The organism is Flavobacterium sp. 2755 (assembly GCF_031455715.1).
GTDB lineage: Bacteria > Bacteroidota > Bacteroidia > Flavobacteriales > Flavobacteriaceae > Flavobacterium.
In genome coordinates this window covers 50371-67588 of record NZ_JAVDTG010000001.1, presented here as the reverse complement: position 1 = coordinate 67588, position 17218 = coordinate 50371, and the positions used below count along the sequence as shown (strand labels likewise).

Annotated in this window: 18 protein-coding genes; 1 reads left to right on the top strand and 17 read right to left on the bottom strand. The window is 32.9% G+C overall.

Annotated features, from left to right (window positions below; all coding sequences use genetic code 11):
- Window positions 1-8: 8 nt before the first annotated feature.
- The 7 genes from J2Y38_RS00225 to J2Y38_RS00195 form a co-directional block, all read right to left on the bottom strand.
- Window positions 9-2210, bottom strand: coding sequence for an NHLP family bacteriocin export ABC transporter peptidase/permease/ATPase subunit (locus tag J2Y38_RS00225; RefSeq protein ID WP_309838436.1), 2202 nt, complete (start codon window positions 2208-2210; stop codon window positions 9-11).
- 9 nt (window positions 2211-2219) lie between these two features.
- Window positions 2220-3482: an NHLP bacteriocin system secretion protein gene (locus J2Y38_RS00220; RefSeq protein ID WP_309838434.1), complete on the bottom strand. Its 1263-nt coding sequence runs from the start codon at window positions 3480-3482 to the stop codon at window positions 2220-2222.
- Between the two features lie 15 nt (window positions 3483-3497).
- Window positions 3498-5066, bottom strand: coding sequence for a TolC family protein (locus J2Y38_RS00215; RefSeq protein WP_309838432.1), 1569 nt, complete (start codon window positions 5064-5066; stop codon window positions 3498-3500).
- A gap of 30 nt (window positions 5067-5096) precedes the next feature.
- Window positions 5097-5618 (bottom strand): cyclic nucleotide-binding domain-containing protein, encoded by a 522-nt coding sequence (locus tag J2Y38_RS00210; RefSeq protein WP_309838430.1) that lies wholly within the window; start codon window positions 5616-5618, stop codon window positions 5097-5099.
- 90 nt (window positions 5619-5708) lie between these two features.
- Window positions 5709-6050 carry an NHLP leader peptide family RiPP precursor gene (locus J2Y38_RS00205; RefSeq protein WP_291150215.1) on the bottom strand — a complete coding sequence of 114 codons (342 nt, stop codon included), beginning with the start codon at window positions 6048-6050 and terminating at the stop codon, window positions 5709-5711.
- 58 nt (window positions 6051-6108) lie between these two features.
- On the bottom strand, window positions 6109-6753 hold the full coding sequence (locus tag J2Y38_RS00200; RefSeq protein ID WP_309838427.1) for a helix-turn-helix transcriptional regulator: 645 nt from the start codon (window positions 6751-6753) through the stop codon (window positions 6109-6111).
- A 129-nt stretch (window positions 6754-6882) separates the two neighbouring features.
- Window positions 6883-7593 carry a hypothetical protein gene (locus J2Y38_RS00195; RefSeq protein ID WP_309838424.1) on the bottom strand — a complete coding sequence of 237 codons (711 nt, stop codon included), beginning with the start codon at window positions 7591-7593 and terminating at the stop codon, window positions 6883-6885.
- A 292-nt stretch (window positions 7594-7885) separates the two neighbouring features.
- Here J2Y38_RS00195 and J2Y38_RS00190 point away from each other — a divergent pair, with 292 nt between their 5' ends.
- On the top strand, window positions 7886-8650 hold the full coding sequence (locus tag J2Y38_RS00190) for a helix-turn-helix transcriptional regulator (RefSeq protein WP_309838423.1): 765 nt from the start codon (window positions 7886-7888) through the stop codon (window positions 8648-8650).
- An 83-nt stretch (window positions 8651-8733) separates the two neighbouring features.
- Here J2Y38_RS00190 and J2Y38_RS00185 read toward each other — a convergent pair whose 3' ends face one another.
- From J2Y38_RS00185 to J2Y38_RS00140, 10 genes are all read right to left on the bottom strand, one after another.
- Complete coding sequence (locus tag J2Y38_RS00185; RefSeq protein WP_309838421.1) at window positions 8734-9948, bottom strand: JmjC domain-containing protein; 1215 nt, start codon at window positions 9946-9948, stop codon at window positions 8734-8736.
- A 520-nt stretch (window positions 9949-10468) separates the two neighbouring features.
- On the bottom strand, window positions 10469-10825 hold the full coding sequence (locus J2Y38_RS00180) for an NHLP leader peptide family RiPP precursor (RefSeq protein WP_309838419.1): 357 nt from the start codon (window positions 10823-10825) through the stop codon (window positions 10469-10471).
- 22 nt (window positions 10826-10847) lie between these two features.
- On the bottom strand, window positions 10848-11216 hold the full coding sequence (locus J2Y38_RS00175) for an NHLP leader peptide family RiPP precursor (RefSeq protein WP_309838418.1): 369 nt from the start codon (window positions 11214-11216) through the stop codon (window positions 10848-10850).
- A gap of 24 nt (window positions 11217-11240) precedes the next feature.
- Complete coding sequence (locus J2Y38_RS00170) at window positions 11241-11591, bottom strand: NHLP leader peptide family RiPP precursor (RefSeq protein WP_309838416.1); 351 nt, start codon at window positions 11589-11591, stop codon at window positions 11241-11243.
- Window positions 11592-11622: 31 nt separating this feature from the next.
- On the bottom strand, window positions 11623-11976 hold the full coding sequence (locus J2Y38_RS00165; protein ID WP_309838414.1) for an NHLP leader peptide family RiPP precursor: 354 nt from the start codon (window positions 11974-11976) through the stop codon (window positions 11623-11625).
- Between the two features lie 105 nt (window positions 11977-12081).
- On the bottom strand, window positions 12082-12414 hold the full coding sequence (locus J2Y38_RS00160; protein ID WP_309838412.1) for an NHLP leader peptide family RiPP precursor: 333 nt from the start codon (window positions 12412-12414) through the stop codon (window positions 12082-12084).
- A 79-nt stretch (window positions 12415-12493) separates the two neighbouring features.
- Entirely contained in the window at window positions 12494-14494 is a 2001-nt protein-coding gene (locus tag J2Y38_RS00155) for an adenylate/guanylate cyclase domain-containing protein (protein ID WP_309838411.1), read from the bottom strand.
- An 88-nt stretch (window positions 14495-14582) separates the two neighbouring features.
- The gene (locus tag J2Y38_RS00150) at window positions 14583-14912 is read right to left on the bottom strand and encodes a hypothetical protein (protein ID WP_309838409.1); all 330 of its coding nucleotides are present in this window, start codon (window positions 14910-14912) and stop codon (window positions 14583-14585) included.
- Between the two features lie 272 nt (window positions 14913-15184).
- The gene (locus J2Y38_RS00145; protein ID WP_309838407.1) at window positions 15185-15931 is read right to left on the bottom strand and encodes a ThiF family adenylyltransferase; all 747 of its coding nucleotides are present in this window, start codon (window positions 15929-15931) and stop codon (window positions 15185-15187) included.
- 233 nt (window positions 15932-16164) lie between these two features.
- Window positions 16165-16956 carry a polysaccharide lyase gene (locus J2Y38_RS00140; RefSeq protein ID WP_309838406.1) on the bottom strand — a complete coding sequence of 264 codons (792 nt, stop codon included), beginning with the start codon at window positions 16954-16956 and terminating at the stop codon, window positions 16165-16167.
- Window positions 16957-17218 lie beyond the last annotated feature (262 nt).

Below are 17218 nucleotides of genomic sequence, written 5' to 3'. Positions count from 1 at the left end.
TATTAAATTTATTTTGATTCGATCAAATGTGCATAAACGCCATTTTGTTTTAGCAATTCCTGATGAGAACCACGTTCGACTATTTTTCCAAACTCCATAACTATTATTTCGTCGCAATCAATAATAGTGCTTAGTCTGTGCGCTACAATAAGGCAGGTACAGCCTCTTTTCTTGATATTATCCATTACCGTTTTTTCAGTAGTTGGATCAAGGGCGCTGGTGGCTTCATCCATAACTAAGATAGTCGGGTTACCGGATAAGGCTCTGGCAATTTCTATACGCTGACGCTGTCCGCCGCTAAAATTGGTTCCGCCTTCCATTACATGACTATCATAACCGTCACTTCTGGCAGAAATAACATCGTGAATCGCCGCATCTCTTGCAGAATTTATAATGTGTTTTTCTGAAATCATAGAATCCCAAAAAGAGATGTTTTCTTTAATTGTGCCATTAAATACAATAACATCCTGATCGACTACGGCTAATGAACTTGTAATAATGTTTCTTGCTATGGTTTCTCTGTTTTTTCCATCCAATAAAACTTCACCTTTCCACGGATCATAAAGTCCCGAAGCAATTTTGGCTACTGTTGATTTTCCACTTCCGGAACCTCCTACTAAGGCAACTCTGCTTCCGGGTTTTAATTTTAAATTGAAATTTTCTATTAATGCCGGCATTGTTGTGTTATACCCAAATGTGACATCTTTCATTTCAAAATACCCAATCAGTTTGTTTTTAGGAATTTCGTTATGATCGGACTGTGAGTTTTGATTGGATTCTTTTTCTCTAAACTGATTATCAATTTCATAATTCAATACATCATCTATTCGGCCCATGTCACTTTCTGTTTCGTGCAGCGTATTACCTACGGTTACCAATTGATTAACGGGTGTAATAAAATTGTTCATCAAATAAGTAAAGGCTACTAATGCTCCAAGGGTCATTTCGCCGTCCATAATTCGTAAAGCTCCAATTCCCAGAATTAAGAAATTTGTTAATGATGTGATCAAACTAGGAAGAACATTTAATCGAATAGTTAACCAGCCCAGTTCTTGCTGTGCGTTCATAACTTTGGCCAAATATCCAATCCAGTTGGTAAAAAAATCATTTTCTCTTCCGGATGCTTTTAAGGTTTCAATCATGCTGATTCCAGAAGTAGTTGTTCCTAACAATTTTCCGGTTTCGTTACTTAATCGTCGGCTTCCGTCTTTTCTGGCTGTGGCCACACATTTTAAGATGATGATATTCAATGCGGCCATAAAAATTCCGATTAAGGTCAGCGTAACATCATAAGAAAACATTAGTATCGCATAAAAAATGACCACTATAACATTTAAGGCTGCATTAGCTAAATCACCGCTTAATAATTTGGCAACTTTATCATTTAAAGAAACCCTGTTGCCAACTTCGCCGCTGTAACGCTGTGTGAAAAAAGCAATTGGTAAATGAAAAACATGCCACAAAAATTTACTGGAAGTAACTAAGGCTAATTTTGTTTCGAGCTTGAGTAAAAAGTATTGCTGAAGATATACTAAAACCGAATTAATAATTAAGATTCCGCCCATTATCAACAATAACGGCATTACAAAACCAGAAAAATTGTTGACCAGATATTTATCTATAAAAACGGTAAGAAACGAAGGAATTATTAAACCCGGAATTACTAAAAATAAACTGGCAATAATGATGTAAGTTATGCTTAATTTAGAACTGGTTACTCTTGAAAGTAAAGACCCCATAAGTCCTTTTTTCTCATTTCCTTTTTCAAAACTTTCGTTAGGATCAAAAGTCAAAACGACTCCGGTATAAGCGTCATCAAATTCCTGATGGCTTACAGAGTATCTTCCTTGGGCAGGATCGCTTAAGTATACCTTTTTTTTGGTAAAACCTTCGAGTACTAAGAAGTGATTAAAATTCCAAAAAATGATAGCAGGCGTTTTAATCTGCATTAGCTTTTCAATAGATTTAGCATATCCTTTTGCGTCTAATCCAAATTCTTTAGCGGCCTTAATAATATTAGTTGCTTTAAGCCCATCTCTGGAAACACCACAAGCTATTCTTAATTTTTCTAAAGGAACGAATTTACCAAAATGACCTAAAATAATACTTAAAGCTGCTGCGCCGCATTCCACGCTTTCCATCTGTAATACAGTTGGAACCTTAACTGGCCGGGCTTGTTTTTCAATAACAAAATTTGCAATATCTCCCATTTGTATTTATTAATATAAATCAAAAAATTTCTTGAATGCGGGAACTACTATCGTCACAGGAGGTTCTTGTTTTATGGTTACTTTTCCCATGCATGAAGTACCTTCTTTTATAAAAATATCCGGCCCTTTTGCCGATGTCCATTTAAAGCCGCTGTATGATTTTGGGTCTTTTTCAAAATCAACATGAACTTCAAATAATGGGCCTTGTGCCAAAAGTCCTTTTGCTAGCTGATCGTTTTTAACAGAAGTCAGCATACCTTGCTGTGTAACAGGAAAATCAGAAACATAAGTTACTTTTCCTTTTATAAAACCATATTCCTGCGGCTGAACGGTTGATGGAACTACTAAAGCTTCCATGCCTTTTCGTATTTTTTTTCCATCTTGTGACGGAATGTATAAAATGCCTTTTAGCTCGCTTAATTTTGTTTCGTCCAGGTTTTTGAGTTTAAATAAAGGTGTTCCTGAGGTTACTACAATTCCGGCATCGGTTAAAACTTCAACTACTTCGCCGTCATAAGGGCTTTTTATATTTTTTTGCTGATCATATCGTTCGGTCAGGAAATGTAGATTTCTTTCTGCTTCTGCAATTCTTTGGTTTTGCAATGTTACTTTCTGCTGTAAATCAAAACCTAAATTATGCTGTTGGTTTAGGGTTTCTACTTTTTGACCTTTTAATCGTTCAATCGTATTTTTTGACGCTTCTATTTGCTGTTTGGTATTGGCAACTTCAGATTTTGTTATTAAACCTTTGCTTATTAAACTAGTTTCAGATTCTAATTGATTGTTTAAAAACGCCAGTTTCTTTTTTTCAGATTCAATTTCGCCCTGAATACTTACACGTGACTGCTTAATCATTTCGCTCTGCAATTGTGTTCCCTGATTTCCGTAAGAGGCTAATTTTCCCATTTCGAACTTTCGGTCAGAGACTACAGCTTTTGCATCTTCTATTTGCTGCAGCAATTCCGGTTGTTTTATCGTGGCAATAATGTCTCCTTTTTTGACATCGTCACCAATGGCTACTTTTAGTTCTACTAACTGCCCTTGTGAAGTGGCTACAACTTCATGAACATCGCCGCCTTGTACTACGCCAACTACATCTAATTTTGTTTTTACGGTACCTGCAAAAGACCATAAAACTGCCGTAAATAATATTACTGCAACTGTAGTTAAAGCGATCCAGGCTTTTGGTCCTGTAACTTTAATTAATTGATCTAACTTTTCTGGTGTAGAAAGCTTTTCTAACGCTGATTTTCTGAAAAAACTTGCTGACATAGTTTCTAATTTTTATTAATTTTCTATAGTTGGAACAGTATAAAATACATTTTGATCGACTTTAAAACTGGACTTTTCTTTAGATAAAAGTGTTCCTGTTTCGTGTCTGAGGCTTACTATTGCATTTGAAAACTGCTGCTCTGCATTTAGATATTCTAATTCTGAATACGTGAATCTTTCCTGAAACAACATTAAATTCAAAAGTGTGGTTAAACCCATTTGAAATTTTATTTTTTCGTTGTCAAAAGCTTCTTTATGGAATCCCATAGATTCTTTTGCCTTTTCAAGAATTAAGACACTATTGTTTAGATTATTAAGCGCCATATTTACGTTTAAATCAACGTTTCGATTGGTATTATCGCTTATTACGGCCTGATCTTTTACTGCAATTTTATTAATTGCATAATTTCCCTTTGCAAGGTTATTGTTTAAAGCAAATGAAAAAGTCAGTTTTGCGCCCACACCAACATCTTGCCCCTGATTGTTTACAAACGAGGAAAATGTTTTGTCGACTCCATTTCCCACACTTGTGCTGCCGTAATAGGCAAAACCAGTTAAATCGAGCTGAGGTTTCAAATTATTTTCGGCTAATTGATATTGAAGCTCTACAGCTTCGGTAACTTTTTGTATGGCTTTTAAATCTCCTCGATTGTCTTTGGCACTTTTAATAAGTGCACTTTTATTGATATTTTGCTTGTAACCGCTTTCTGCAACTGCAGGAAAATCATTTACCGGATCGCCGAGTTCCTGACTTTCTTCATCAGATAAACCTATTGCTCTTCCCAGATTTAATCTTGCATTGTATAAATTTTGCTGAGCAACAAACGTCAATCTTTCCTGATTCGTTAAATCGGCATTTACCTGAGCCATATCGCTCTCCGGTTTTTTATCGGCTTTTATTAATTCTCTGGTCATTTCCAGAACGTTTCTTACTCGGCTTTCGTTTTGTACGTAAACATCGAGGCTTTTAAATGCGGTATAATAATTCCAATAAGCGATGCCAATTTGCAGGATTTCATAGGAGTTTGTAAACTCAGAATCGAATTTGTTTTTATCGATATAAAGACTTGCAACCTGCTCTCCGGTTGTTGCTACTTTTTTTCCTCGTCCTCTTAAAAGAGGCTGGGTTAAGGAGAAATTAAGTACTCCGGTATGAGTTCCATAAAACTGACCAACAAACTCATTGAAGGTATTAAGCGGAAAATTGCTGTCATTATAGAGATATCTTAAACTTACTTCGGCAATTTGCGATGTCCTAAATCTTTTTTGCAATCCGGCAGAAAAATCTACTGAATTTGATTTCAGTGATCTCTCAATGTATTGATTTCTAGGATCTGCATCGTAGAGATTCAGTCTGCTGTTTTTGTATGAAAGTCCAGAATTCAAATTAAAATCAAATGTGCTCCATTGTACCTGAAGTTCTCCTTCGGCATTTTCTATCGCATAAAAAGTCCTTTTAATATTGGGGCTTTTATCAAATGCTATGCTTGAAATTTCAATTAAATCACATTTAATTTTAGACTGACTTTGTAAATTAGTAACAGCAGCAATCCATATTGCAAAAAAGGAATAGTATAATCTCATTTAAAATTTGGTCTTAAAATTTATACTTTATTATGCCTCCGAAAATCGATGCAAAATCTGTCCAAAACGGGAACCTGCCTGAGCAACTCCATCTAGTATTTTTGTATCGATTAAATCTTCTTCTTCCGCCGTTCCGTAGCCTAACTGATCTGTTGTTTTTCTTAATCTGTTCGACAGGAATAAGGCTAAACCATAATAAAAATTAGCTTTGAAATCCGGGTTTGTTGTAAGTCGCAGTTCTATCACTTCGCGGGATATTTTATAAACTACTGATGTTTTTCTGGCAATTACAGAAACGGATGGCGGTCTTGTTTCTAAAAAAGACATTTCGCCAACAACTTCTCCGGATCCTAATGTTGCAATGTCTTGCTTATCACCATTCTCTGCACATACAGATAATTGACCTGATAACACGATGTATAGACTATCAATAAAATTGCCTTTCTGGATAAGTTTTTCGCCGTTTCTTAATTCTATTTTCTGGCCATTGTTAATGAACCATTCTACATCTCTGTTATTAAACTGACCTAAGAAAAAAAGTGCTCTTTTCATAATTTTATTTTTTTTAAGGTTATACTAATTTATTTGTAATTCGTTTGTTGATTAAGACAAAGAATCTGTGATTTCTGACACCTGAAAATTCTATTTATATATATTCCCTAAAGAATCATATAAACCTTCGTAGTCATTAGTAGTACTAGTGCGATTAGAAGTTCCGCCGCTTAATTTGTCTAGTTTTTTTTCGTCCAATTCCTGATCCTTTTGCTGCATCTTGATAGGAATGTTGATGTACAGATATTCGGGATCAGACTGGTCTGTCACTTTGATCTTTTTCCCGATTGGTAACTTTCTACCAAAAAATTTTTCTAATGTTTCTTCGGGGTTTGTAATTAATGATTTTTTAAAATCATCGTTTACCCAGGCTTCTGTAATTATCCTAAAAAAAACATCCTGACCCTTTTTTTGTTCTTCTGTTAAAATCATTTTATTTAGTCTTAAATTTATATTTTGTTTGGAGTTTATGATGCTGATAAATAATGCTTTACCGTAAAGAATTTATTAATTCTTTAGGTGAAATGTCATATTGATACGAAAACAATTTTGAGAAATAATGTACATCGTTGTACCCAACAGAATAGGCTATTTGTGAAATTGAGTTTTGTATATAATTATCGATCATATATTTAGCTCTATGAAGTTTCAATATTCGGATGTACTTATTGGGTGTGAGGTAAACTAAATTTGCAATTTTTCGATGCAGTTGTCTTTCGCTTACTGCCATTTTATACGACAGTTCATAAAGGTTCATATCATTTTGGCTAATAGAATTGTAAATTTCTTTTTCTAAATTCAGTAGCCAGTCCTGATCTAATTTTGTCACTTTTTGTGGATTAATTTTGTTTATACACAATTCCTGAACATTTTTATTAGATTCATAAATGTCAAAAATTTCCGGACGTCCCTGAACTGTCAGGCTTACAGATTTAGATTTGATTCCATCTAAAATTTCATCAATCAGGTCATTAATTTGTTTGCTGCTCGAAAAAATAATTTCACTTTGTGTTTTAGTATCTGTTATACTGGGCTTGCTGGCCTCAATAATGTTTTCTAACGGGTTTTTAATATTCTGAACTATCTGGTTCAAAATATCTGGAGAAGACCAATCTATTGTGGTATTTTTTATCATTTCATTCATGATTGTAATAGAATTAACGGTTAATCAATAATTTGAAAAATCTTAATTGGGTCTTGTAATGTGCAGTATTTTGGGGTATAGTGATTTTGGCTTATATCTTAATTTATTTAAGAGGAAGAATTAACATGCTTGGGAGTGATACTTTCTCTTTTTAAAGGATTTATGAGATATTTTATCGATTGAGAAGGAGGTTACGAAATTTTTATTGTTATTATAAAACTCTTTTAAGCCGTCATAATTCAATGCTATAGGTATAGTTTCAGAACCCAGATAGTGAACAGAAGCTCCTATAACCTGAGCTTTTATTCCCATTAGGTTCATAATTCTTAATAGTTTGCTGTCGCACTCGGCAAAGGCAACACCATTTTTTTGTTCACAAATGGGAGCAATGGCACAAACCATTAATTTTTTAAAAAGGGTTTTATCCTTGAGGTTTTTTTTAGTTGCAAATCGCCCAATATGCCAAATGGATGAGAATTGGTCAGAATAACCGAAGACGCTTAACGGATCGATATTAAAAATTTTCTGAAGAGGAAGTTTTGTTTTATAATCCCATTTAATGACCCTGATCGATCCCTGAATATTTCCTGAAAAATCTTTTGCAACGAAAATTTCAGAATCTTTAAAATAATTTAATTCTTCATCATACACTTCCTGAGTGTCTGTTACAAGTTCATTACTATTTACATCTTCACAATGATGACTGAAGTTCTCTTCGACTACAAACTTAGCTAATTCACTCAGCTGGTCCAGTTCTAGTCTTTCTAGGTAATTTTGAGTTATAATCATGAGTTCTTTGGTTCGTTGGTTCTTAACAAAGCTAATTTTCATATATCATAATTTTACTACACTAAATAGTGGTATTTTATTGTAAATCAATAAACTACACTTTAGGGTAGCAGCGACTTTTTTTAGTTAAAATGCAAAGAAGAAAAAATGTTTAATGAAGATAAATGAGTCGTTTTTTTTAGATAAAAACAGAATTTTATATGGCCTTTACAGACATAAAAACATAATAACAAATTGAGATTCAATACGTTTTAATGTTATTATTATGCAAGATCTTTGTAATTTTTTTCAGACATAATAAAAAAAAGTTAAATTTGGATTAAAATAAGGTGTGATGAAAGAACCAGATTTAAATTCATTTTTTGACTCCAGAAATATAATTGAAGGATTGACAGAGGAAGAGAGAGCTCAAAAAAATGATTATTTAGAACCTATTAAGGCTTTTGCTAGAGCAACATATACAAGTATTTACGTTATAGATTATTTGGAACAAGGATTTGAGTTTGTTTCAGATAACCCGCTGTTTTTATGTGGAAATACGGCAGAAGAAGTTTTGGAAATGGGATATGCTTTTTATTTCAAACATGTTCCTCCAGCAGATCTGGAGTTATTATTAAAAGTCAATTCTGTTGGATTTGATTTTTATGAAAAAATACCGCATGAAGAGAGGATTCTCTATACGATCTCTTATGATTTTCATTTAAAAAACCAGGAAGGAAAGTTAATCTTAATCAACCAGAAACTTACTCCGGTTTTTTTAACCAATACTGGAAAAATATGGAAAGCGATCTGTATTATTTCGTTATCATCTGAACGTAAGGCGGGAAATATTAAAATTCATAAAAACGGCGAGAATAAAGTGCACAACTATAATCTGGATAAAGGCCATTGGGAAGAATCTAAAAAAGTTTCTTTATCAAAAAGGGAAAAAGAAATTTTGCAGCTTTCTACAAGAGGTTTTACGATAAACGAAATTGCCGATGAAATATTTGTTTCTCCGGATACTGTAAAATTTCACCGCAGAAAATTGTTTGAAAGGCTGGAGGTAACCAGTATTACAGAAGCGATTGCATATGCTACAAATAATAAGCTGATTTAGATAAGTTTGCTTTATAAACATTAAAGACTTCTCAAACAATATGAGAAGTCTTTAATTATATGTAGATGTAAAAAAAAACAGGATTAAGAAACAATTTTCAGCAATCCTCCTCTTACAAGTCTTTTTGCCAGTTTTAATTTGTTTTCATCACTCAGGTAAGGAATTTCGTTTACATAAAAAGCTCCTTCTTGCTGTGAAATAAAATCTAATGTTGTGGCAATTTGCGAAGGACCTTTTATGGTATTTCCCTGAAACAAAATTCTTGCACCACTCACATTATTGGTAACTTTTGATGATATATTATCTCTTTTTCTTAATTGAGAATCAAGAGTAATATGATTTAATTTATCTAAATTAGAAAAATGTCCATCTGGTTTTGGTTGTTCTTTTGTTCTAAACTCTTCACCAATTATGGTTAAAGATCCTTTGATACTTTCTCTGGTTAAAGCTTTTTGCAGAATTCCAATAAAGTCTACCTCAAAGTTTGGCGGTAATACAGCATCAATATCAGAATTAAGGAAACCTATTGGAAGTGCCTGTCTTAATTCTATATTGGTTTGGCTTAAATGCAATAAAGACTTTGTAATTAAATCCAGCCATTGCGTAGAATGAACCCCAAAAGTAATATGCATTGAAGAACTATCTGTAGTATATGCTTCATGAGGAACTCCTCTGGGAATATACATAATATCTCCTGCCTTTAAAGTAATTTCTCTGGCGCCGGTAAGTTGTTCTCTTTGAAAAATAGGCTGAAAACTATGTAGCAATGGAGTTTTAAAATGAGTATCGTCGTATACGATCCAATGTTTTTCACCTGAAATTTGCAATGCAAAAACATCGTGAGAATCATAATGAGGAGATAAGGCTTTTTCGTTTTCCGGAGTTAAATATAAATTTGCAACGGCATTGTGGCTCGTAAATGCACGCGTGTTTTGAATCATTGCCTTAATTGGATCCCAAAAACGCTGAATTTCGTTTACAACAATTGTATAACCGTCTGCATAAGCGGCATAAAGCTGATTTAAGTTTAAGCTCCCGTCTTGGTTTTCATATATAGTTGGGTTCAGTGGCTGCTGGCTTTTTACTACTCTTAAACTACTTCCTCTGGGACGGCTGTATTCTAAAAGTTTGTCTAAATCATCAATAGAAAATAAGGATGAAAAAAATTCCGGATCATCACGTTTAATATGTAAAACTTGTTTTTCCCAATATTCATCAACAAAATTATCAATAGTAACTGGATGAATTAAATCAGCAAAACCTTTTAATTTTTTCTTGGTTTCAATATCTGTGAACATAATATTTTTTTTTATGAGTTTAAATACTTTTCACATAAAATAGGATACAATGAAATGTAAACATTTATTTAAGATTGATGCAAAGTGTTTAAACTACGGGTTATAACAAAAAGTCTGAGAATACTTATTTTAAGTGTAATAAAATAGAGTAGGAGAAACGAAGTGTTGAATATTTAAACAAGTGTGTTTATATATAGTTATTGATGATGATTCCTATTTCATTTCAAAAAATAGAACATGAAAATAATATGATCAAATTATTGCTTTCTTCTTTTTAACTGCCCTATGAACATAAAAATACTTAAAATTAAAAACAAAACAGAAAATGCCAACACAACTAACTGAAGTGTAGTATTGGTAAATGCTATGCTTATCGGAATTAATATTAATCCGAATAACAGGAAAAAAAATGGGGTTACCTTATTCACTTTAATATAATTTAATGGTTATAGAAAAAAAATCTGACACAGAAAAGATAAAATATCTTAATGCATCTAGTGTCAGATTTTTTATGAACTTATTACATTTGTGAACCTACATAGATACCTGCTCCTAAAAGGGCAGCACCTACAGCTACTCCAATAATTACTCCGCCTACAATAAATTCTCCGCCAGAAATTTGCTCCAGATGCTCATCTGTTAGTTCCAATTCGTCTAAATTTGGTCTAGCCGGAATGTTTAAGTATACAAGGTTAGAGTTTGTTTGGTCCTCAACTACTATTTTTAGATTTTGCTGAACTTTTTGTCCAGTTATATCTTCAATTGATTTTGAAGGATTTTTAATTAATTGCTCTTTAAAGGTTGCACTTTCCCATGCTTTTTCAACTAATTCATTAATCAATTGCTGCCCTTTTATATGTTGTTCTTGTGTTATCATTTTACTTAGATTTAAAAATTAATTAATTCATTGCCTGACCAATGGCTACTCCCGCTGCAAATAATCCTACTGCTGCGAAACCAAGACCAATTGCTGCTCCTACTACAAATTCTCCACCTGAAATCATTTCAAGATGTTCGTCTGTTAATTCCATTTCATCTAAATTTGGTTTAACAGGAATATTTAAGTAAAGTACAGAATCATTTGTCTGGTCTTCTACAATAAGTCTTTTACCTTCTGGTAAAGTAAAATTTGAGCCTGTAGCTTCCTTAATTGCTGATATAGGATTATTTAGCAGCTGTTCTTTAAATGAAGCATTTTCCCATGCTTTTTCTACTAGAGTTTTCATTAACTCCACACCTCTTTTTTGTTGTTCTTGCGTTGTTATCATCTTAATTAGATTTAGAAGTTAATACTAGATAGTTGTTAAAATTGGAATAAATGGTCCTGTAGTTAAGATAGGAAAAGGTAACTTAGGAAGAAATACATCTAATGCTGTTCCTCCGGCTACTGCCTCTAACTGCTCTTCATTTAATTCAGCATCTACAGTTGTTTTTGTTGATACAGGGATGTTGATGTAAACTACAGACTCATCTGTTTGATCTCTTACTACTAAAGTTTTTCCTTCTGGTAAATCAAGTTTTTTTCCTGTAAATTTTTCAATTGCAGCTGCTGGATCTGCTATTAATTCTTTTTTAAATTCAGCATTTTCCCATGCTTTTTGTACGATTTCTGCATACAGCTTTTGTTCTTGTGTAAATTCCATGATATATAATATTTTAGATTAGTTAATTTATTTAGATAAGAAGGTCTGTTGGGAATGTTGGAGTTGGATGCCAGATTCCGCCTGGAAAATCTGGTGGGAAACATCCTCCGTCAATAACACCGCCGGCTACTGCCTCTAACTGTTCTTCATTTAATTCTGTATCTGCCTCTTTTTTTGCAGCAGCTGGAATATTGATATAAATAGCAGTATCATCACTTTGATCTTTTACTACTAATGTTTTTCCTGCTGGTAAATTCATTTTTTTACCTGTAAATTTTTCAATTGCAGCTACTGGGTTTGCTACTAATTCTTTTTTAAATTCAGCATCTTCCCATGCTTTTTGTACGATCTGTGCGTAAAATTTTTGTTCTTGTGTAAATTCCATGATAAATAAATTTTAAAGTTGATTAATAGAAATCGTTGATTTAAAGTATGTAAGAGGGTCGGTTTAGAAATTAAACAGGGTTACTGTTTAATTTGCCCTTTTATTTTAAACTATGATGTAATCTTTTAAGGCAGGAAATAAATTATTAACTAAATCAATCCAAACTGTTTGTCCGCCTCCTGCAATAATCTCTAACTGTTCTTCTGTTAGTTCAATATCTTCTATGTTGGGTTCGCTTGGAATATTCATGTAAACTTTAGACTTATCTGTCTGATCGTTTACAACAAGTGTTTTTCCTTCGGGTAATACAATTTTAGCTCCAGTTAGATTTTCGATTGCTTTTATAGGATCAGCAATTAAGCTTTTTCTAAAATTAGAATCTTCCCAGGCTTTAGAAATTACCAATCGTAAAACCTCTTCTTCTTTTTTCTGTTCCATGATTTGTTTCCTTTTGTATAATGTAAAATTAGTCCTTCAAAATATTATAAAAATGCCAAAAAAACTGACAAAACATTGTTTATATATAGCTGTGATCTAATACGATAGGAGTATTTACCAGTGATACAGCGCTTTTCTCGACAAAATACATTTTGATCTCTCCTTTGCCTTTTGCATAAATTTTCCCGCGGTATTCAAACACAAAAGATTCTTCGTCCTTGATTAAATTGTATAATGATTCGCTAATGTTTACCTTTTCAACCATTCCGTTGCTTTCAATTCGGCTTGCTGTATTTACTGTATCGCCCCAAACATCATATTGAAACTTTTTTACTCCTACGATTCCCGCTACAATAGGCCCGGCGTGAATACCCAAACGCATTTCAAAAGCCGGTACATCTGCAGCTATATTGATTATTTTTCTCTGAATCATAAATTCCTGCATTTCTAATGCGGCAGAAACGATGTTTTTTAATGAATTTTTATCTGGGTTAGGAATGCCGCCCGCAGCCATATAAGAATCTCCAATGGTTTTAATTTTTTCGATGTTGTATTTATCAGAGATAAAGTCAAATGCTTTGAAGCACACATTTATTTCTTCAACAAGATTTTGCGGCGTCATTTTTTCGGCAGTCTGTGTAAAAGATTTAAAATCAGTAAAGAGAATAGAAACCAAATTAAAATCGCGGGCATTTACAAAGCCTTTTTCTTTTAGTTCTTCGGCTATTTCTTCTGGCAGAATGTTGAGCAGTAATTTTTCAGAACGGTCTTTTTCTATTGTTAATGCTTTTCTGGATCTTCTAACATAATTTAACCTGTTCCATAGAGCGATTGTAATCAATATGATAAATCCAAGAGAGATAATGATTAAGTTTCGTTGTTTCTCTTTGTTCTGAACTTCTTCTTTATGTTTGAGATCAATTTTATGCACTTTTGTAACATAGGCAATACTGTCAATCAACATTGCTTTTTGAAACTCCATATTCAATACTTTATTCGAAGTTTCTTCAGATTGTAAACTGTCTTTATAATCATTTGATTTTTCGTAGTAATTAAGTGCCAGATTATTGCTGCCTCTTGCTTTATAAATTTCGTAAAGACATTTGCAGGCATCTTTTTTAACAGATAATGCTCCCAGGCTTTCTGCAATATCAAGGCCTGTTTTGCATTTTTTGAGTGCTTTATCGCTTTTACCAAGTTTATTTAGTATGTTTCCAATTGCTACTTGTGTAATGCTTATATATTGTAAACTGTTTATTTTTTGAGAAGAGGCTAAACAAAGATTATAATAGGATAAGGATTTGGAAAGATCACCCTGAGTATTAAAAAGTTCTCCCAAATTATAAAGTACTTCTATTGTTTTTTGTTTGTCGTCTATTTTATCTGCAATAGCTAAAGCCTGATTGAAAAAATCATTAGCTTTTGTATATTCTTTTTGCATCATATAAATTTTACCTGCTCCATTTAAGTTATGAGAAATTCCTATGGAATCTTTTAATTCTCGGTAAATGGCATTGGCTTTTTGAGAATAAACCATCGCATTAGAATAATCTCTAATATCAACGTATATTCCTCCAATGTTTTGTGTAGCTGCAGCAATGACTTTTTTGTCGCCTATTTTTTTCTGAATTTTGATTACCTGGCTGTAAAAGTCCAATGCCTTTGGATAATTGCCCAAGTAATAATAAACAGCTCCCATATTATTTAATGCTGCGGCAACTCCTTTATGAAAATTGGCTTTTTCATAAGTTTTTTTGCATTTTGTGAAGTAAGAAAGGGCTTTTAAATAATCTCCCTGATAATAGTAGTTTGTTGCTATTTTATTGTAACTGTCTCCAATACCTTTTTGATTGTTTGATTTTTGATAGATCTTTAAACCTTTTTCGAATAAAGACATTGCTTCTAAAAACTTCCCGGCATTTTGGTATTTTTCTCCAACGTTTAATAAACTATCAGCCGTTTGTTTATTTTCAGGAATATGTTTTACGGCAGGTTTAGATAACACTTTTGTTTGTGCATCCAGACCTGTTCCATTTACCAGAAATAAAAAAAGCAATAAATATGTAAACAAGATTTTCACAATAGTAGTTTTAAATTAAAAAAACGCATATGTTCATAGTGAGCACATACGTTTTTATTTCACGTTAATTATCCTGCGGTATTTGTTTTTAACCAAAAATACCTGGGGTATAATTACTTGCACTCACAATAATAGGCGGCGTATGATCAGCGGTTCCTCCTGAAATTATATCCAATTGCTCTTCATTTAATTCCACATCCTCCATGTTTGGTTCGGCAGGAATATTAATAAAAATTGTAGAAGAACTGGACTGATCTACAAAGGCTATCGTTTTACCTTCTGGTAAATGGATTGGATGTCCTAAGAAATTTTCTATTGTCTCGACAGGACCCTTTATTAAATTGTCCTTAAACACCGGATCGCTCCATGCTTTTTTTACAATAGATTCTAAAACCTTTTGTTCTTTAGTTAATTCCATTTTTTTATGATTTATAATTAGACCTAATTGTTCTGCTATTGTAAAATTATTTGCATTAAGTGATATAGAATTGCCAAATAGACTGACAAAAAGGTTGCTTTTTTAACCTTATTTTTTACAATAGTTACTTGAAAAGTGGAAAGAAAATAAAAAAGGAAGCTCAAATTTTAATAGAAAAAGCTGCTTCAAAATAAATTTTTGAAAGCAGCTTTTAAGAAAAATCTTTTATATCAGAGAAAATAAACTATTAAAAACAGATTTTTGTAAATTTTTTATTTGATAGTCGTTAAATAAAACTCAGGAAATACCTTTACAGGTTTATTAGTAACGATATCAAATGCAATATTGGCACAAATTCCCGCAACTAGCGAGGATGCAATAGAGAGTTGGGGAGGAGAAAGATTTTTACCTTCATTTTTATATTGCTCCAGGATTTCTTCAAGCCATCGTTGAGGGTTTTCCCAAAATCGCATATAATCTAAAACATAATCGACTACATTAATTTCGGTAAATTTTTCATTTGGTTTTCTCAAGGATTCCAGTCCTTCATCATCTGAAATAACTAATACCAATGCGCCCCATCCCAAATTATACGGATGCAAAACGGGTATTTTTTTCTTCTGACAAATGGAATCAAACATAAGCGGAACATCCGAAGTAAAATCCAAAGCGTTAATCGCAATTTTATAATCTGTTATGTATTCTTCAACATTTTCGGGTGTTAAAAAACAATTATGAATCGTAATTTTTGCGTTACTGTTAATAGAAAGCAATCTTTCCTTAAGAGCTTCCACTTTTGGTTGTGAGATGTTTTTTTCAATATAATTCTGTCTGTTTAAATTGGATAATTCGACAACATCACCATCGATTATAGTCAGGGTTTCAAAGCCCAATCTTAATAAACATTCTGCAATAACACTTCCAATACCGGCTCCGCCTAATAATATGGGTGTATTTTTTATAATTTCCTGTTCTTCAGGAGTAATATAAAGCCTATTTCTTATATGCCGTTCATTCATGTTTATTTTTTTACAATAATTAAAATTTATCTTTTTTGAGTAGAGATAGGGAAGAACAAAAATACCTGAATTTTATAAGATCTGTTATTTTTTGTAGTGATTTACCAACAAAAAAATTAAACGTTTTGCAAATATTGAAAAGTGATTTAAATAAAAAAACCTGCAAATCTTGAATTTGCAGGCTTACCCTTTTTATTTTATTGGGGTCAAATTATTTAAAGTTATTTTAAATATTATAGAGCATCCCAAGATGCACTAGGATAATAAATAGAGCTTGTTACAGGAGCTTTCCAATATTCTTGGCTGCCGCCACGGAAAGTATGAAGACTTACTGCATTAACATTACGTTTAGCATCGTTAGTCACCCAGCGAATAGTTTGATTTAAAATCTCTGTTCCATTTACATAATATTTTACGTATCCATTAGTACTTGATCCAGTATTTAACTTAACAGATATTTGACAGTTATATGTCACGTTTTCTTGTATGTAGTATTTTTTTCCAAAATCATTACCAAACTTTGTAGGCTGATCTCTGTAGTAAACGTAAGGCTGAAGATAAGCACCGCTTCCTTTAGCAGAATTTGACCCATTTGGGCAGTACCACATAAATCTGGCACTTCCGCCATTACCATCCCATCCCGGATCACCACCAGTATTTTGATCACCAATTAGGATACCATATCCGCATTTTCCGCCTCGGCTCCAATAAAATCCAGAATTAAATCTCATTTGGAACCAAACAGTGTAAACGCCCGTTGACCAAACACCATACGATGTACACAATCCACCAGGACACGATAGAGTATTAGTTTGTAATGTGATCGTTCTGGCTCCGGCGCTGCCTGCTAATGCTTCAGCAAGAGGGTCTGCCGCTGCAGTGCTTGAAGAAACTTCTTTGTTATTGCTTTGCTGCGTTTCTTTGTTCACGCTTTGTGGCTCAATTGCATCTTGTTCCTTGTCGCAAGAATTAAACACTAATACTGTAATAAATAGGAAACTTGTTAATTTTAGGAATTTTTTCATTTTTAAATAATTAAAGGTTAGTAATAATTAATTTAATGGTTAGTAAAATTGATAGTTAAATAGCATTGGCTACTAAAACAAAAATTTTTAAAATTTTCGAAATCGGCATCAATGTATACGTAAGGAAAAAATGTTTTTATTTACGTATGGGTCATGCAATTTGTCTAGACATTGCTTTACATGCAAATCACATTTGCGGTGGTTGCGCACTCAGTAATTTGATAATGTAAAGTTGATTAAAAACAATTCGAAAGGGGAGTAA

Coding starts and splice junctions, on each gene's coding strand:
- J2Y38_RS00225 (WP_309838436.1), bottom strand. CDS start 2,210: ATGGGAGATATTGCAAATTTTGTTATTGAAAAACAAGCCCGGCCAGTT.
- J2Y38_RS00220 (WP_309838434.1), bottom strand. CDS start 3,482: ATGTCAGCAAGTTTTTTCAGAAAATCAGCGTTAGAAAAGCTTTCTACA.
- J2Y38_RS00215 (WP_309838432.1), bottom strand. CDS start 5,066: ATGAGATTATACTATTCCTTTTTTGCAATATGGATTGCTGCTGTTACT.
- J2Y38_RS00210 (WP_309838430.1), bottom strand. CDS start 5,618: ATGAAAAGAGCACTTTTTTTCTTAGGTCAGTTTAATAACAGAGATGTA.
- J2Y38_RS00205 (WP_291150215.1), bottom strand. CDS start 6,050: ATGATTTTAACAGAAGAACAAAAAAAGGGTCAGGATGTTTTTTTTAGG.
- J2Y38_RS00200 (WP_309838427.1), bottom strand. CDS start 6,753: ATGATAAAAAATACCACAATAGATTGGTCTTCTCCAGATATTTTGAAC.
- J2Y38_RS00195 (WP_309838424.1), bottom strand. CDS start 7,593: ATGAAAATTAGCTTTGTTAAGAACCAACGAACCAAAGAACTCATGATT.
- J2Y38_RS00190 (WP_309838423.1), top strand. CDS start 7,886: ATGAAAGAACCAGATTTAAATTCATTTTTTGACTCCAGAAATATAATT.
- J2Y38_RS00185 (WP_309838421.1), bottom strand. CDS start 9,948: ATGTTCACAGATATTGAAACCAAGAAAAAATTAAAAGGTTTTGCTGAT.
- J2Y38_RS00180 (WP_309838419.1), bottom strand. CDS start 10,825: ATGATAACACAAGAACAACATATAAAAGGGCAGCAATTGATTAATGAA.
- J2Y38_RS00175 (WP_309838418.1), bottom strand. CDS start 11,216: ATGATAACAACGCAAGAACAACAAAAAAGAGGTGTGGAGTTAATGAAA.
- J2Y38_RS00170 (WP_309838416.1), bottom strand. CDS start 11,591: ATGGAATTTACACAAGAACAAAAGCTGTATGCAGAAATCGTACAAAAA.
- J2Y38_RS00165 (WP_309838414.1), bottom strand. CDS start 11,976: ATGGAATTTACACAAGAACAAAAATTTTACGCACAGATCGTACAAAAA.
- J2Y38_RS00160 (WP_309838412.1), bottom strand. CDS start 12,414: ATGGAACAGAAAAAAGAAGAAGAGGTTTTACGATTGGTAATTTCTAAA.
- J2Y38_RS00150 (WP_309838409.1), bottom strand. CDS start 14,912: ATGGAATTAACTAAAGAACAAAAGGTTTTAGAATCTATTGTAAAAAAA.
- J2Y38_RS00145 (WP_309838407.1), bottom strand. CDS start 15,931: ATGAATGAACGGCATATAAGAAATAGGCTTTATATTACTCCTGAAGAA.
- J2Y38_RS00140 (WP_309838406.1), bottom strand. CDS start 16,956: ATGAAAAAATTCCTAAAATTAACAAGTTTCCTATTTATTACAGTATTA.